Source organism: Streptomyces sp. LARHCF249, assembly GCF_052871255.1.
Genome location: NZ_JBIXJQ010000009.1, coordinates 131632 through 146183, shown reverse-complemented (window position 1 = coordinate 146183; position 14552 = coordinate 131632). Strand labels below are relative to the sequence as shown.

Sequence of the window (14552 nt, the reverse complement as noted above, 5' to 3'; positions counted from 1 at the left end):
TGTCGTCCACAACGACCCGTCGGTCCTGTCCGTACGTGGAGCGGGCGGAGCGGACCAGAGGGCCGCGTCGACGTCCGCACCCGATCGGACTCCGGGCGCACCTTTATGCGATCCATTCTGCGGGATCGCGAAGAGGCGCGCGGCCAAGAGCAACCGCCGGTGGCGCGCTACGCACGCTACCTCCTCCGAAGCCTTGGGCCCACATGCAAGGTCCGATTCGCGGAGAAGCCCGCGCGCTGAGGAACGCCCCCGACGCGCCGGGAGGGGTCCGGGAGGGACCTGTGGGGCACTATGGCCAGGTGGCACCCGTACGGTCGTCCCGCGACGGCTCGGGACCGGCCAGGCGGGCCGGCCGGGCCCTGGGTCGTGCCCTGCACCTGCCCATCACCGGTACGGCGCGCGGCATCCGGCGCGCCACGCACGCGCACGGGGCCGGTGAGTCGGGCCTCGGCAAGCTGATCGAGCTGCACGCCATCAACGGCGCCGGCGACATGATGATCACGGTGGCGCTGGCCTCGACGGTGTTCTTCTCCGTCCCCACGGACGAGGCACGCGGCCGGGTGGCCCTGTACCTGGCGATCACGATGGCCCCCTTCACCCTGCTCGCCCCGGTGATCGGCCCGCTGCTGGACCGGCTGCCGCACGGGCGGCGGGCCTCGATGGCGGCCGCGATGCTGACGAGGGCGCTGCTGGCGCTGATGATGTCGGCCGCGGTGGCCACCGGCGGCCTGGAGCTGTACCCGGCGGCGCTGGGGGTGCTGGTCTCCTCGAAGGCGTACGGAGTAGTGCGCAGCGCCGTGGTGCCGCGGCTGCTGCCGCCCAAGTTCTCGCTCGTCAAGGCGAACTCCCGGGTGACGCTGGCCGGGCTGCTGGCCACGGGCGTGGCGGCGCCGGTGGGCGCCGGACTGCACCAGATCGGCCCGCAGTGGCCGCTGTACGGGGCCTGCGCGATCTTCGTCTGGGGCACGTTCGCGGCGTTCACGCTGCCGCACAAGGTGGACGAGGCCAAGGGCGAGGGCCGGGCCCGGCTGTCCACGCACGAGGCGCACTCGCGGCGGCCGGGGCTGCGGACGGTCAGCCGGTCGGTGCTGTGCGGCCTGCTGGCGAACGCGGCGATGCGCGGGCTGTCCGGGTTCCTGATCTTCTTCCTGGCGTTCCTGCTGCGCGAGCACCCCCTGGCCGGGCAGAGCGCGGCGGTGTCGCTGGGCATCGTGGGCGTCTCGGCGGGGGTGGGCAACGCGTGCGGCACGGCGGTCGGGGCATGGCTGCGGGCCAGGGCGCCGGAGGCGATCATCGCGGCCGTGCTCAGCCTGACGCTCGGGGTCGCGGTATTGGCGGCGGCGTTCTTCAGCGGGCTGTTCATGGCGGTGCTGGGCGCGACGGCGGGCTTCTGCCAGGCGCTGGCGAAGCTGTCGCTGGACGCGATGATCCAGCGGGACGTGCCGGAGGCGGTGCGCACGTCCGCCTTCGCCCGCTCGGAGACGCTGCTCCAGATGGCGTGGGTGCTGGGCGGGGCGATCGGGATCGCCCTGCCGTTGAACGGGGTCCTGGGCATGTCCGTCGCGGCGGCCGTGGTCGCCGTCGGCACCGCCATGGCCTACCGCGGCCTCGTCGGCGCCCCCCGCCACCACTCCGGCGCGCCCCGGCCGAGGGTCGCGTAGCCGCGCCCGCTCCCGGGGCTGCGCCCCGGACGGCGGAGCCGTGGCCGCCGGACCACGGCGCGCCGCGCCACAGGCCAGTGGACCCCGTGCAGCGGCGCAGCCCAGCGGCCCGATAGCCTTCGGCTCATGACCGCACCGCTTTTCTCGGGTAGGGCCCGCCGCAGCGTCGCGGCCCTCGGAGCCGTGTCCGCCGGCCTCCTCCTCCTCTCGGCCTGCGACAAGCCGACACCGCTGGCGACCGTGACGGTCGGCACCTCGTCGGTGTCCGCCGAAGCCGCCTGCCACGAAGGCACCGAGCCGCTGTCCATGGACAAGGTCCAGGACTGCCTCACCAACCTGAAGGACGCCAAGACCGTCGAGTACGCCCGTGGCGACACGCTGCGCCTGGGCGTCGAGCCGGACGTCGTCGAGGACGGCAAGAAGTGGCAGGCGGTCCTGGACGGGCAGCCCATCACCGAGCCCTCCTCGAACACCTACCGCAGCTTCCCGGGCGCCGACGTCTTCGCGACCGGCGGCCAGGGCGAGGCCCCGGCCTCCAAGAAGCTCGCCTTCGTCCAGGTCGCCGAGGACGGCAAGCCGCTCTCCGTCTGGACCTTCAACCTCAAGCTCAAGTAACCGGGCGGCCCCGGTGCGCGCGCTCGTCGTGACCGCGGTGGCGGCGGAGGCAGACTCCGTCATCACCGGGCTGACCCCTCATCCGGACGCCCCCGGTCCTGAGCCGCGCACCCTTCCCGGCGGGTACCTCATCACGCTCCCCCAGACTCCGTCCGGGGGGACCCCCAGGGACCTCCCGGGCATCGCCTTCGACGTGCTCGTCGGGGGCGTCGGTCCGGCGGCCGCCGCCGCCGGGACCGCCACCGCCCTGGCCCTCGGCTCGTACACGCTCGTCGTCTCGGCCGGCATCGGCGGCGGGTTCCAGCCCGCCGCCCCGCCCGGCTCCCTCGTCGTCGCGGACGCGATCGTCGCCGCCGATCTGGGGGCCGAAACCCCCGACGGCTTCCTGGACGTGCGGACGCTCGGCTTCGGGCACAGCGTGCACCTGCCGCCCGCCGAACTCGCCGCGCGCGCCGCCGAGGCCACCGGGGCGCTGCTCGCGCCCGTCCTGACCGTCTCCACCGTCACCGGTACCGCCGCCCGGGCCGCCGAGCTCGCCGCCCGGCACCCGATGGCCGGGGCCGAGGCCATGGAGGGCTTCGGGGTGGCGGAGGCGGCCGTCGCGCACGGGCTGCCCGTACTGGAGATCCGCGCCGTGTCCAACGCCGTGGGCCCGCGTGACCGTGCCGCCTGGCGGATCGGGGACGCGCTCGCCGCGCTCGCCGACGGCGTCCGCGCGCTGGGGCCCGTACTCGCGAACTGGGGAGAACGCCATGAGCACCGGTGAACCGCTGAAGATCGCCTACTCGCCCTGCCCGAACGACACCTTCGTCTTCGACGCCTGGGCGCACGGCCGCGTCCCGGACGCGCCCGCCCTCGACGTCACCTTCGCGGACATCGACCTCACCAACGGCATGGCCGAGCGCGGCGAGCTGGACGTGCTGAAGGTGTCGTACGCCGTGCTGCCCTGGGTGCTCGAGGAGTACGCGCTGCTGCCCTGCGGCGGGGCCCTGGGGCGCGGTTGCGGCCCGCTCGTGCTCACGCGTGAGCCGGGGGTCGACCTGGCGGGCAAGACGGTCGCCGTGCCGAGCGAACGCTCCACCGCCTACCTGCTGTTCCGGCTGTGGGCGGCGGACGTGCTTCCGGCCGGGGTCGGCACGGTGGTCGTGCTGCCGTTCAACGAGATCATGCCCGCGGTGCGCGACGGCCGGGTGGACGCCGGACTGGTCATCCACGAGGCCCGGTTCACCTATCAGGACTACGGACTGCACTGCCTGGCCGACATGGGCGAGCACTGGGAGTCAACGACCGGCCTGCCGATCCCGCTCGGCGCGATCATCGCCAGGCGTTCGCTGGGCGCCGCGACCCTGAAGGCCCTGGCCGAGGCCGCCCGTACGTCGGTCCGGATGGCCTGGGAGGACCCGGAGGCCTCCCGTCCGTACGTACGGGCCCACGCGCAGGAGCTGGACCCGGCGGTCGCCGACCAGCACATCGGGCTCTACGTCAACGAGTTCACCGCCGACCTCGGCGACGACGGCTACGCGGCCGTGCGCGGCCTGCTGACCAGGGCCGCGGCGGAGGGGCTGGTACCGGCCATTGCACCCGGCGCGCTGGCCTTCCCGTAACGACGGAACGACGGTGCCCCGCCGCTCTGCCGAGCGGCGGGGCACCGTCGTGTACGGCGGGGCTCAGACGTCGAGCTGGTCGGCCACCGCGCGCAGCAAGCCGGCGATCTTCGTGCCGTGCACCTTGTCGGGGTAGCGGCCCCGCTCGAGCATCGGCGTGATGTTCTCCAGCAGGGTCGTGAGGTCCTGCACGATCGAGGCGAGCTCGTCGGGCTTGCGGCGCTGGGCCGCGGCCACGGACGGCGCCGGGTCCAGGACCGTCACCGAAAGCGCCTGGTCACCGCGCTGACCGGCGACGACACCGAACTCGACGCGCTGGCCGGGCTTGAGGGAGTCGACCCCGGCAGGGAGCACCGACGAGTGGACGAAGACGTCGCCGCCGTCGTCACGGGAGAGAAAGCCGAAGCCCTTCTCGCTGTTGAACCACTTGACCTTGCCGGTAGGCACGTCCGTCCTCTGTCCTTGTGCTCGTCGGGGTCCGAAGTGCCGTGGAACGGCTCCGGATAACAGTGCAGCGGGCCAACTGTGACCCGCCACCTCAAGGCTAATGGTCGAGGGCCCGGTGACAAGACGTTCCCCGGTCCTTCGCCGTCGGCCACCTCAGGCCAGGGAACTACCCTGGTGGGGTGACTGTTACTCCTCCTGCCGACGAAGCACGGCCCGGCGACGCCCTGGTGAAGGCCGGCGGCATCGTGTTCATCGTGGGCGCCGTGGCCACGCTCGCGACGATGGCCCCGCTGTTCCTGGACGTCGACCCGTTCCCGTCGTACGCGTGGGCCGTGTGCATGCTGATGGGCGTCGGCTTCGCGATCTCGGCGGCGGGCGTACTGCGCTCGGCCGCGGCGCAGCGCCGGGCGGCCCGGGCCTCGCAGGCGTAGCCGTACCTTCCCGGCCGTGCCAGGCGGCCGTGCCTAGGCGGGCTGGGCGGGCTGGGCGGCGACGTACTGCGCGAGCCACTGCGGCAGCGCAGTGAGGTCCGCGAGCACCACGTCGGCGCCCGCCGCGCGCAGTTCCGGCTCGGGGCAGGGGCCGGTCGGCACCACGACGGACAGCGCGCCGGCCGTGCGGGCGCCGCGTACGTCGCCGACGTGGTCGCCGACGTAGACCTGCGCGCCGTACTCGCGCAGCGCCCCGGCCTTGGCCTCGGCCCACAGCCAGCCGATGACGGCGTCCGGCTCGATGCCCAGGTGCTTGAGGTGGAGGCGGGCGTTGGGCTCGTGCTTGGCGGTGACGACGATCGCGCGGCCGCCGAGCGCCTGGACGGCCTCGATCGCCTCGCGGGCGCCCGGCATCGCGGGGGTCGGCTCGATCGCGTATGTGGGATAGATCTCCCGGTAGCGGTCCGACATGGCCGGGATCTCGGCCTGCGGGAACCAGTACGCCAGCTCCTCCTCCAGCGGCGGCCCGAGCCGTGTGACCGCCGCGTCGGCGTCGATGAACGTGCCCGTCTCGGCCGAGAGCGCCAGGTAGGCGGCCTTGATTCCCGGGCGCGAATCGATGAGGGTCATGTCGAGGTCGAAGCCGACGGTGAGGTTCATACCTGCCATTGTGCCGAGGCGGGCCGACACCCGGGCCGACAGCGGGCCGACAACGGGGGAACGTAGACTGAGGTTTGCCTTACAAGATCATGAAATAGGTGACATGTCTGCCCCGCCCGCTCTCCGGCGCGCCCTGACGACCCGTCGTATCGGGTGGACGGCAGCCGCCTTCGCCGCGCTGATATGCGCGGTGGTCCTCTCCCTCTGCGTCGGGGCCCGTCCCGTTCCGCCCTCCGTGGTCTGGGACGCCCTGGTCCACGGGGCCGGCGGCCCCGACGCCGACGTGGTGCGCAGCCTGCGCGTCCCCCGCACCCTGATCGCCCTCATGGTCGGCGCGGCCCTGGCCGTGGCCGGGACCGCGCTCCAGGGCATCACGCGCAACCCGATCGCCGACCCCGGCATCCTGGGCATCAGCCAGGGAGCCGGGGTCGCTGTCGTCTGCGCCATCGCCTTCGCGGGGGTGCACACGCTGAGCGGGTACGTGTGGTTCGCCTTCGCCGGGGCGGCGGCGGCCTCGGTCGCCGTCTACGCCATCGCCTCCGGCGGACGTGGGGGCGCGACCCCCGTGAAACTGGCGCTGGGCGGGGCCGCGATCAACGCGCTGCTCGTGTCGGTGACCACGGGGGTGCTGACGACGAAGGCCTCCGCGCTGGACGAGTTCCGCTTCTGGCAGGTCGGCTCGGTGGCCGGACGGGACCTCCAGGTGGTCCACCAGATCTGGCCGTTCCTGCTGGCGGGCGTCGTGCTGGTGGTGTCCGCGGCCCGCGGCCTGGACGCGCTGGCGCTCGGCGAGGACGTGGCCAGGGGGCTCGGGCAGAACGTGGCCGCCGTACGGATCACCGGCGGGCTCGGAGCGACCGTGCTGACCGGCGCCGGGGTCGCAGCCGCCGGGCCGATCGCCTTCATCGGGCTCGCCGTCCCGCACATCGCGCGCGCCGTCGTGGGCAGCGACCACCGCTGGCTGCTGCCGATGGCCGCGCTGATCGGGCCGGTGATGCTGCTCGTCGCGGACGCGGTCGGACGGGTCGTCGTGCCGCCGGGCGAGGTCCCGGCCGGGGTGATGACGGCGCTCATCGGGGTGCCGTTCCTGGTCACGCTGGTCCGCCGCAAGGCGGTGGCCGCGTGAGCGCCGTGCCGTTCGGATACACCCTGGTGCGTGCCGGGCGCGGCTCCTTCCTGCTGCACCGCCGGGCCGCGGTCGTGTCGCTGGGCCTCGCCGCCGCGCTGGCGGCCGTCTGCGTCGTGTACCTCTCGGTCGGCGAGTCCTTCGTCGCCCCCGGCGAGGTGGTGAAGGTGCTGCTCGGGCAGCCGTCCCCGGACGAGCTGGTCGTCGGCACCCTGCGGCTGCCCCGGATGACGGCCGGGCTGCTCGTCGGCCTGGCCTTCGGGGTCGCCGGCGCGCTGATCCAGACCGTGGCCCGCAACCCGCTGGCCTCCCCCGACATCATCGGCATCAGCCAGGGCGCGAGCGCCGTCACCGTGGCGGCGCTGACCTTCGGGGTGACCTCGTACGCCGTACTGCCGTACCTGTCGGTGCTCGGCGGTCTCGCCGCCGCCGTCCTCGTCTACCTCTTCGCGTGGCGGGGCGGGCTGCACGCGACCCGCTTCGTGCTGATCGGCATCGGCTTCGCCATCGCGCTGCGGTCGGTGACGGCCCTGCTGATGACCAAGGGCGACTACCTGGTCGCCCAGCAGGCGCAGATCTGGATGACCGGCTCGCTCAACGGGCGCGGCTGGGACGTCGCCACCCCGCTGGCGTGGGTGCTGCTGGCGCTGCTGCCGGGCGTGCTGTGGGCGGCGCGGGCGCAGCGCACCGTCTCCCTCGACGACGACACCGCCACGGCGCTCGGGGTGCGGCTGGGCCGGGTGCGGCTCGGGCTCATCGCGCTGGGCGTGGTCCTGGCCTCGGTGGCGACGGGCGCGGCCGGCCCGGTGGACTTCGTGGCGCTGCTCGCGCCGCAGATCGCCCGGCGGATGACCCGCACCGCCCAGATCCCGCTGCTGTGCTCGGCGTTGGCCGGCGCGCTGATCGTCGTCCTGGGCGACCTCCTCGCGCGCCGGCTGCTCTCCCCGACCGAGCTCCCGGTGGGCGTGCTGACCGCCGCCGTGGGCGCCCCGTACCTGATCTGGCTGATCGTCCGCAGCCGCACTGGAGGCAAGGCATGACCCCGATGAGCCGTCTCTCGGCGAGTGCGCTGACGCTCGCGTACGAGGACCGGGTGGTCGTCGAGGACCTGGACCTGGCCGTCCCCGACGGCCGGGTGACGGTGATCGTCGGCCCGAACGCGTGCGGCAAGTCGACGACGCTGCGGGCGCTCGGCCGGCTGCTGAAGCCGCGCTCGGGCGCGGTGCTGCTGGACGGGGCCGCGCTGTCCTCGCTGCCGACGCGGCAGATCGCGCAGACCATCGGGCTGCTCCCGCAGTCCCCGGTGGCCCCGGAGGCGATCACGGTCGCCGACCTGGTCGCGCGGGGGCGGCAGCCGCACCAGCACTGGTGGCAGCAGTGGTCGGAGGCGGACGAGCGGGCCGTGGTCGACGCGATGGCCCGTACCTCGGTCGCGGACCTGGCGGACCGTTCGGTGGACGCCCTGTCGGGCGGCCAGCGCCAGCGCGTGTGGATAGCGATGGCCCTCGCCCAGGACACCGAACTGCTGCTGCTCGACGAGCCGACCACCTTCCTGGACATCGCCCACCAGGTGGAGGTCCTGGACCTGGTCCGCCGACTCAACCGGGAGCGCGGCCGCACCGTGGTCGCCGTCCTCCACGACCTCAACCAGGCGGCGCGCTACGCCGATCACCTGGTGGCGATGAAGGCGGGCCGCGTGGTGGCCGAGGGCCCGCCGGCGTCGGTGGTCACCGCCGACCTGGTCCGCGAGGTCTTCGGCCTCGACTCGATCGTCATCCCGGACCCGGTGACGGGGTCCCCCCTGGTGATCCCGGGAGCCCCTGGCGCGTAGCGCTGCGGCGCCCTGCGGGCAATCCAGCCCGGCGCCTGGCGGGCGGCCGCCTCGAAAACTCGTGCTCAACCTTTCCCGTGCGGCAGCACTCAGGACAGGGGTGAGAGACACGAAGCAACGGGGAGGGCGGATGCCACCAGGCACCAAGCACGACTCCGGGCAGGATTTCGAGGCCTTTGCCCGGGCCGGTCAGCGCAAGCTGTACCGGACCGCGTACCTGCTGTGCGGGAACGCCGACGGCGCACGCGATCTGACCCAGACGACGCTCGCGAAACTGTTCCAGCACTGGCGGAGGGTGTCCGCCGCCGAGAGTCCGGACGCGTACGCCAGGACCGTACTGACCCGCACCTTCCTCGCCGAGCGGCGACGGCGGCTGCGGGACCTCCTGGCCCACAGCCGCGCGGACCCGCCACCGCTGCCCGAGCACGCCGAGCTGCGCGTCACCCTGCTCGCCGCACTGGCCGCGCTGCCCCCGCGGGCCCGGGCCATGGTCGTCCTGCGCTACTGGGAGGACCTGAGCGTCGGCACGGTCGCCGAACTGCTGCGCTGCAGCGAGGGAACGGTCAAGAGCCAGTGCTCGCGCGCCCTGGCGAAGCTGCGCACGCAGCTCGGCGAGGCCCACCTCTACGCCACCGAGAACTGAGGAGACGTCATGGGTACCACCGAAGACCTCTACGAAGTCCCCGACGACAGGGCCGTACGGCTGGTCCGCGACGCGATGGACCGTACGACCGCGGACCTGCCCCCACTGCCGGACCTGGCGGGCGCGGCCCGCGCACAGGGGCGGCGGCGCAAGGCGCGGGTCCGGGCGGCGATCGGCGGCGGGGTACTGGCCGTCGCCGCGCTCGGTGTGGCCGGGGCCGCGGCCCTGCCGGTCGGCAACAGCGGCGAGAAGGTGTCCGGGGTGGTCAACGTGGCCGCGCCGCCGTCGAGTTCCGCGCCGCAGCCGCCGGTGCACATCGAACCGACCCCGGGCGAATCGTCGATGGCCGACCTGCCCGTGGCCGAGCGGACCCGGCAGGAGAACTTCCAGAACCAGGCCGTCGGCGTGCTCCAGGGGCTGCTGCCCGAGTCGGTCGGCACCGTGCAGCGGACCGACCTCTCGGTGCGGCTCTACCAGGGCACGAAGGACGGCAAGACGTTCACCATCGTCTTCTCCGTACGGCCGTCGGGGGCGGACCACACCGACCGGCCCTGCCTGGAGGTGAAGGGACAGGTCTGCAAGCAGGCCACCCTGCCCGGCGGCATCCGGGCCACGGCGGCGACCGCGCCGATCAACAACGGCGATGTCACCGAGACCCGGCTCTCCTTCCGCTACGGCAAGAGCAGCGTCTCACTGGCCGTCAGCCCCCACGACGCCTCGAACACCTCGGCGCCCGTCACCAACGACCAACTGCTGGCCCTCGCCAAGGCGCCCGCCTTCCTCGACCTGGTCAAGACCGCCGACGCCGACCCGGTGGAACAGGAGCAGACGATCGTCCCCGGCGGCTGAGCCGGGTCCCGGCAGCCCGCCGCCGCGCCCTTGCCCCCGTGGCTCCGGCTAGCGGCGGCGGGCCCGCCAGACCAGGTACGCCACGGAGGCCAAACCGGCGGTCCGCAGGAGCCATGGCCACATCCCGTGCAGGGCCGGGCTCAGCTGGTCCTCCGCCAAGGCCTCGCCCCAGCGGTCGTTCATCCGGCCCCACAGCCACACCACCGCCCCCGCGAGGACCACGCCGGGCGGGCCGAAGACGGCCCACTTGCGCTCGGCCGGGCCCAGCACCCGCGAGGCGTACGGCAGCAGCCAGCCCACGACGAGGAGCAGCCAGTACCCGGTGACCACACCGGCGAGGAGGACGGCCGCGGCCAGCAGCAGGAAGGCGTTCGGGCGGGGCCGGGGGCCGGCGGCGGCCTCCGGCCCCGCGGCGGGGGCCGCCTCCGCCGCCGCCTCCTTCTTCGCCCGCCGCCGCTCGCGCAGGAACCGTACGAGGCCCCGTACGCCCGACTCCTGCGGCCCGGCCCCGGCCGCCGGCTCCGGCTCCGGCTTCACCGCCGCCTCGTCCGGGTCGGCCTCCGGCTCCGGGAACTCGATGCCGCCCGCGAACCCGTCGACCTGCGGCCCCGTCCCGTACGCGCCCGGGCCGACCCGCCACCAGTCGGGCTCGGATCCGCCCGAGGGGCCGAGTTCGTCGAGCCCGGCCAGGTGCGGCGGCACGTTCCGCGGCTCCGCGACCGGCTTCGCAGACGGCTTCGCAGGCGGCTTCGCGCCGCGCGGCCCGCGCTGCGCGGGCACGGCCGGAGCGGGCACCGCCGGCGCGGACCCGGTACCGGCGGTGCCGTGCCCCGCCAGGACCTCCTCCGGCGTGCCGAGCCGCTGCAGGATGCCGCGCACGGCCGCCGGGGTCTCCGGCTCGTACCGGGCGCGCCGACGGTCGATCTCGTCCCGAAGCCCCGCCACCAACCGCATCCGGTCCCCGGAGGACAGCTGCCGCTGTTGCGCCAAGTCCCCGACGCGGCTCAGATATTCGTAGACCAATTGGTCGCTTTCGATCCCCACGCCCGGCTCCTCCCTTACAGCCTGTCCCGAAGGTAGCGCGTGCGCCCGTGGAGCGGCCGCGGGCTCAGCGGATACCGTTGGCCGGATGGGGACCGGCCGACTGACCGGCCGACGCGACCAGGAGGCGACGACGTGCCTGAGGCAAGCACCGCAGGAGGCTCCGCGGGAGGCGCCCCGCGCTCCCTCGCCGAGGCGCTGCGCGCCCGCGACGACGCGGCCCTCGCCGCACTGCTGCACGCCCGCCCGGACCTGCTCAGCCCGGTGCCCGGCGACGTGACCCAGCTGGCCACCCGCGCCGGGACCCGCGCCTCGGTGGTGCGGGCGCTGGAGCGGCTGGACCGGTTCGCGCTGCAGACCGCCGAGGCCCTGGCGGTGGCCCCCGACCCGTGCCCGTACCCGGTGCTGGAGTCGCTGCTGACCGGCCAGGAGGGCACCACCGGCCACGACAACGGCGCGCGCGCCGCGCTCCCCCGGGCGCTCGCCACCCTGCGCGACCAGGCCCTGGTGTGGGGCGACGACGAGCGGCTGCGCCTGGTGCGCACCGCCCGCGAGCTGCTCGCGCCCTCCGCCCAGCGGCCCTCCCCGACGGGCCTCGGCCCGACCGTCGCCGAGGCCACGTCCGGGATGTCGCCGACCCGGATCCAGGAGATCGTGGCGGCCCTCGGGCTGCCCGCCACCCACGATCCGGTGTCCGCGGTCTCGGCGCTGACCGGGCTGTTCACCGACCCGCAGCGGATGTCGGCGCTGCTGGACGAGGCCCCGGCGGAGGCGCACCAGGTGCTCGGGCGGCTCGTGTGGGGCCCTCCGTACGGGGAGGTGACCCCCAACCCGACCGCGCCGGTGCGCTGGCTGCGCGACCGCGGCCTGCTGCTGCCCGCGTCCGCGCGGACCGTGGTCCTGCCCCGCGAGGTGGCGCTCCACCTGCGCGGCGGCCTCGCGCACCGGGACACCGCGCCGGTGCCTCCGCCGGTGCCCGCGCACCACGAACACCGTCCACAGCTTGTGGACGCGAACGCCGCCGGGCAGGCGCTGGCCGCGCTGTCCACCGTCGAGGAGCTGGTGAAGTCCTGGGAGCACACCGGCCCGCTGGTGCTGCGCGCGGGCGGGCTCGCCGTACGGGACCTGAAGCGGGCCGCGGCCGCCCTGGACACCACCGAGCCGGCGGCGGCGTTCTGGATCGAACTCGCCTACGCGGCCGGTCTGCTGGCCGGCGACGGGGAGGCGGACGAGCGCTACGCGCCCACCCCCGCCTTCGACGACTGGTGCGAACTGCCGCCCCCCGAGCGGTGGTCGGCCCTCGCGGCGGCCTGGCTGCCGGCCACCCGCACGTCCGGCCTGGCCGGCGAACAGGACGGCAAGGGCCGCACCCTGTCCGTCCTCGGCCCCGGCCTCGACCGCTCGGCCGCCCCCGAGGTGCGCCGGCGCGTCCTGGAGCTCCTCGCCGCGCTGCCCGAAGGGGCCTCCCCCGCCCCCGAGGCGGTGCTGGACCGGCTCGCGTGGGAGCGTCCCGTACGCGGCACGAGCGATCTGCGCGGCCGCCTCGCGCACTGGACGCTGACCGAGGCCGAGGTGCTGGGCGTCACCGGCCGGGGCGCGCTCAGCGCGTTCGGCCGCGCCCTGCTGGAGCACCGCGACCCGGCGCCGCTGCTGGCCCCGCTGCTGCCGGAGCCGGTGGACCACGTCCTGCTCCAGGCCGACCTGACGGCGGTGGCCCCCGGGCCGCTGCGCCGCCCGCTCGGCGACACCCTGGCGGTGCTCGCGGACGTGGAGTCCAAGGGCGGGGCCACGGTGTACCGGTTCACGCCCGGGTCGGTGCGCCGGGCCCTGGACGCCGGGCACGCCGCCGCCGACCTGCACGCCTTCCTCAAGGAACACAGCCGCACGCCCGTGCCGCAGCCGCTGGCGTACTTGATCGACGACGTCGCGCGGCGGCACGGGCACCTGCGGGTCGGTGCGGCGTCCTCGTACGTGCGCTGCGACGACGACGCGATGCTCGGCGAGATCCTGGCCGACAAGCGCTCGGCGGGGCTGGGGCTTCGCCGCCTCGCCGACACCGTCCTGGCCGCGCAGGCCGAACCCACCGCGCTGCTGGAGGGGTTGCGGGCGATGGGGTACGCGCCGGCCGCGGAGTCCCTGACCGGCGACGTGCTGGTGGGCCGGGCCGAAGTCCGCCGCACCCCGCCGCGCTCGGCGCCCGTACCGGTGCCGGACGGGCCGCCGGTGCCGGACGACACCCTGCTGGGGGCGGCGGTACGGGCGATCCGCGCGGGCGACCTGGCGGCGACGGCCGTGCGCAAGGAGCCCGCCGCCGCGGTGGGCGCGCCCGGCGAACTCCCGCGCACGAGCGCAGCGGAGACCCTCGCGACGGTGCAGGCGGCCGCCCTGACGGGGTCGGCGGTGTGGATCGGCTACGTGAACGCGGACGGCGCGGCGAGCCAGCGCGTCATCGCCCCGGTCCGGGTGGAGGGCGGCTTCGTCACCGGCTACGACCACACGGCGGACGAGGTACGGACGTACGCGCTGCACCGGATCACGGGCGTCGCGGAGCTGGCGGAAGAGCACCTCTAACCACCCGGCCCGATCCGGCCCCGGCAAATCCAGCCCCGACCCGCGGCGCCATCCAGCCCTGGGCCCGGCAAATGCAGCCCCGACCCGCGGCGCCATCCAGCCCTGGGCCCGGCAAATGCAGCCCCGCCGGCGTTTGAGGCGCGGGGCCTGGGGCGGAGCCCCAGCAACGGCGCCGCACCCGCCCGGCCCGGCACATCCAGCCTGCCCCGGCAAATGCAGCCCCGCCGGCGTTTGAGGCGCGGGGTCTGGGGCGGAGCCCCAGCAACGGCGCCGCACCCGCCCGGAACACCGCAGCCCCGCAGGAAAACGGCTGGCCGGCGCGGCCAGGCCCCGCCAGGATGTGGCCATGCCCGAACCACGGCCGCGAGCGATCCGCGCCGCCCACACCGACACCACCATCACCGTCTACCAGGCCTACGCCCCCCGCCTAGGGGAACCGGCGGCCCGCGACGGCCGTTTCCCGCCCGCCTGGAAGCGGGAGCGGATGACGTGGATCAAGCCGTCGTTCCTGTGGATGATGTACCGCTGCGGCTGGGCCGCGAAGGCCGACCAGGAGACGGTACTGGCGATCGACATCACCCGGTCCGGCTTCGACGAGGCGCTCCGCGGGGCCTGCCTGTCCCACTACGAGCACGGGGTGCACGCGGACCGCGAGGCCTGGCAGGAGTCGCTGCGCGCGACGCCGGCCCGGGTCCAGTGGGACCCGGAGCGCGACCTCCACCTGAACCCGCTGCCGCACCGCTCGCTCCAACTGGGCCTGTCCGGCCCCGCCTCGCGCGCCTACGCCGACGAGTGGACGGTCGCCATCCGCGACGTCACCCCGCTGGCCCGGGAGATCCACTCCCTGCTCCGCGCGGGCGACGAACCGGCGGCCCGCGCCCTGCTCCCCGCGGAAACCCCGTACCCGGCGGGCCCGCTGCCCCACCTGGGCGCGTAGTCGATCCGTTCGCACTCGAACGCAGCCAGCGGCTGACGGCCTCGTACAGCGGGGCGTCGAGGCGGGCCCGGTCGGCACGACCCGTCCCGGCCGGCGCCGCGCTGACCTGGTGCTCAAGCGACACGGTGGCGTCGCG

At 74.9% G+C, this 14552-nt stretch carries 15 protein-coding genes; 12 read left to right on the top strand and 3 right to left on the bottom strand.

Features of this window, described 5'->3' with window-relative positions:
* Window positions 1-299: 299 nt before the first annotated feature.
* From ACIPUC_RS25670 to ACIPUC_RS25655, 4 genes are all read left to right on the top strand, one after another.
* Window positions 300-1661: an MFS transporter gene (locus tag ACIPUC_RS25670; protein ID WP_446592464.1), complete on the top strand. Its 1362-nt coding sequence runs from the start codon at window positions 300-302 to the stop codon at window positions 1659-1661.
* A 126-nt stretch (window positions 1662-1787) separates the two neighbouring features.
* Window positions 1788-2276 carry a DUF2771 domain-containing protein gene (locus tag ACIPUC_RS25665; protein ID WP_215139559.1) on the top strand — a complete coding sequence of 163 codons (489 nt, stop codon included), beginning with the start codon at window positions 1788-1790 and terminating at the stop codon, window positions 2274-2276.
* Between the two features lie 13 nt (window positions 2277-2289).
* The gene (locus ACIPUC_RS25660; protein WP_446592463.1) at window positions 2290-3042 is read left to right on the top strand and encodes a futalosine hydrolase; all 753 of its coding nucleotides are present in this window, start codon (window positions 2290-2292) and stop codon (window positions 3040-3042) included.
* On the top strand, window positions 3029-3880 hold the full coding sequence (locus ACIPUC_RS25655; protein WP_446592462.1) for a 1,4-dihydroxy-6-naphthoate synthase: 852 nt from the start codon (window positions 3029-3031) through the stop codon (window positions 3878-3880). The genes ACIPUC_RS25660 and ACIPUC_RS25655 overlap by 14 nt, the downstream gene beginning before the upstream one ends.
* Before the next feature lie 63 nt (window positions 3881-3943).
* On the opposite strand, the gene ACIPUC_RS25650 is transcribed toward ACIPUC_RS25655, so the two are convergent.
* On the bottom strand, window positions 3944-4327 hold the full coding sequence (locus ACIPUC_RS25650) for a cold-shock protein (protein WP_322975534.1): 384 nt from the start codon (window positions 4325-4327) through the stop codon (window positions 3944-3946).
* 179 nt (window positions 4328-4506) lie between these two features.
* Between ACIPUC_RS25650 and ACIPUC_RS25645 the strand changes: the two genes are divergently transcribed.
* Window positions 4507-4758: a hypothetical protein gene (locus ACIPUC_RS25645; protein WP_446592461.1), complete on the top strand. Its 252-nt coding sequence runs from the start codon at window positions 4507-4509 to the stop codon at window positions 4756-4758.
* Between the two features lie 33 nt (window positions 4759-4791).
* Here the strand turns inward: ACIPUC_RS25645 and ACIPUC_RS25640 are convergent, their stop codons facing one another.
* The gene (locus ACIPUC_RS25640; protein ID WP_446592460.1) at window positions 4792-5427 is read right to left on the bottom strand and encodes an HAD family hydrolase; all 636 of its coding nucleotides are present in this window, start codon (window positions 5425-5427) and stop codon (window positions 4792-4794) included.
* A gap of 94 nt (window positions 5428-5521) precedes the next feature.
* Between ACIPUC_RS25640 and ACIPUC_RS25635 the strand changes: the two genes are divergently transcribed.
* The 5 genes from ACIPUC_RS25635 to ACIPUC_RS25615 all read left to right on the top strand — a co-directional run bounded on the left by ACIPUC_RS25635 (window position 5522) and on the right by ACIPUC_RS25615 (window position 9867).
* Window positions 5522-6544 (top strand): FecCD family ABC transporter permease, encoded by a 1023-nt coding sequence (locus ACIPUC_RS25635; protein ID WP_446592458.1) that lies wholly within the window; start codon window positions 5522-5524, stop codon window positions 6542-6544.
* Window positions 6541-7584: a FecCD family ABC transporter permease gene (locus ACIPUC_RS25630; protein ID WP_446592456.1), complete on the top strand. Its 1044-nt coding sequence runs from the start codon at window positions 6541-6543 to the stop codon at window positions 7582-7584. The genes ACIPUC_RS25635 and ACIPUC_RS25630 overlap by 4 nt, the downstream gene beginning before the upstream one ends.
* A 5-nt stretch (window positions 7585-7589) precedes the next feature.
* Window positions 7590-8375: an ABC transporter ATP-binding protein gene (locus tag ACIPUC_RS25625; RefSeq protein WP_446592665.1), complete on the top strand. Its 786-nt coding sequence runs from the start codon at window positions 7590-7592 to the stop codon at window positions 8373-8375.
* Window positions 8376-8505: 130 nt separating this feature from the next.
* A complete protein-coding gene (locus tag ACIPUC_RS25620; protein WP_446592455.1) occupies window positions 8506-9018 on the top strand; it encodes a SigE family RNA polymerase sigma factor in 513 nt (170 codons plus the stop codon).
* A gap of 9 nt (window positions 9019-9027) precedes the next feature.
* Entirely contained in the window at window positions 9028-9867 is an 840-nt protein-coding gene (locus ACIPUC_RS25615; protein ID WP_446592454.1) for a hypothetical protein, read from the top strand.
* A 48-nt stretch (window positions 9868-9915) separates the two neighbouring features.
* Here the strand turns inward: ACIPUC_RS25615 and ACIPUC_RS25610 are convergent, their stop codons facing one another.
* Window positions 9916-10911 carry a hypothetical protein gene (locus ACIPUC_RS25610; RefSeq protein WP_446592452.1) on the bottom strand — a complete coding sequence of 332 codons (996 nt, stop codon included), beginning with the start codon at window positions 10909-10911 and terminating at the stop codon, window positions 9916-9918.
* A gap of 132 nt (window positions 10912-11043) precedes the next feature.
* Between ACIPUC_RS25610 and ACIPUC_RS25605 the strand changes: the two genes are divergently transcribed.
* Both ACIPUC_RS25605 and ACIPUC_RS25600 read left to right on the top strand, forming a co-directional pair.
* A complete protein-coding gene (locus ACIPUC_RS25605; protein ID WP_446592450.1) occupies window positions 11044-13479 on the top strand; it encodes a helicase-associated domain-containing protein in 2436 nt (811 codons plus the stop codon).
* A 346-nt stretch (window positions 13480-13825) separates the two neighbouring features.
* A complete protein-coding gene (locus ACIPUC_RS25600) occupies window positions 13826-14416 on the top strand; it encodes a DUF4291 domain-containing protein (RefSeq protein ID WP_446592449.1) in 591 nt (196 codons plus the stop codon).
* The last annotated feature ends 136 nt before the right edge of the window (window positions 14417-14552 follow it).

Bases quoted from the DNA above. Each gene is read 5' to 3' on its own strand.
- ACIPUC_RS25665 (WP_215139559.1), top strand. From the start codon at position 1,788: ATGACCGCACCGCTTTTCTCGGGTAGGGCCCGCCGCAGCGTCGCGGCC.
- ACIPUC_RS25655 (WP_446592462.1), top strand. From the start codon at position 3,029: ATGAGCACCGGTGAACCGCTGAAGATCGCCTACTCGCCCTGCCCGAAC.
- ACIPUC_RS25640 (WP_446592460.1), bottom strand. From the start codon at position 5,427: ATGGCAGGTATGAACCTCACCGTCGGCTTCGACCTCGACATGACCCTC.
- ACIPUC_RS25635 (WP_446592458.1), top strand. From the start codon at position 5,522: ATGTCTGCCCCGCCCGCTCTCCGGCGCGCCCTGACGACCCGTCGTATC.
- ACIPUC_RS25625 (WP_446592665.1), top strand. From the start codon at position 7,590: ATGAGCCGTCTCTCGGCGAGTGCGCTGACGCTCGCGTACGAGGACCGG.
- ACIPUC_RS25620 (WP_446592455.1), top strand. From the start codon at position 8,506: ATGCCACCAGGCACCAAGCACGACTCCGGGCAGGATTTCGAGGCCTTT.
- ACIPUC_RS25615 (WP_446592454.1), top strand. From the start codon at position 9,028: ATGGGTACCACCGAAGACCTCTACGAAGTCCCCGACGACAGGGCCGTA.
- ACIPUC_RS25600 (WP_446592449.1), top strand. From the start codon at position 13,826: ATGCCCGAACCACGGCCGCGAGCGATCCGCGCCGCCCACACCGACACC.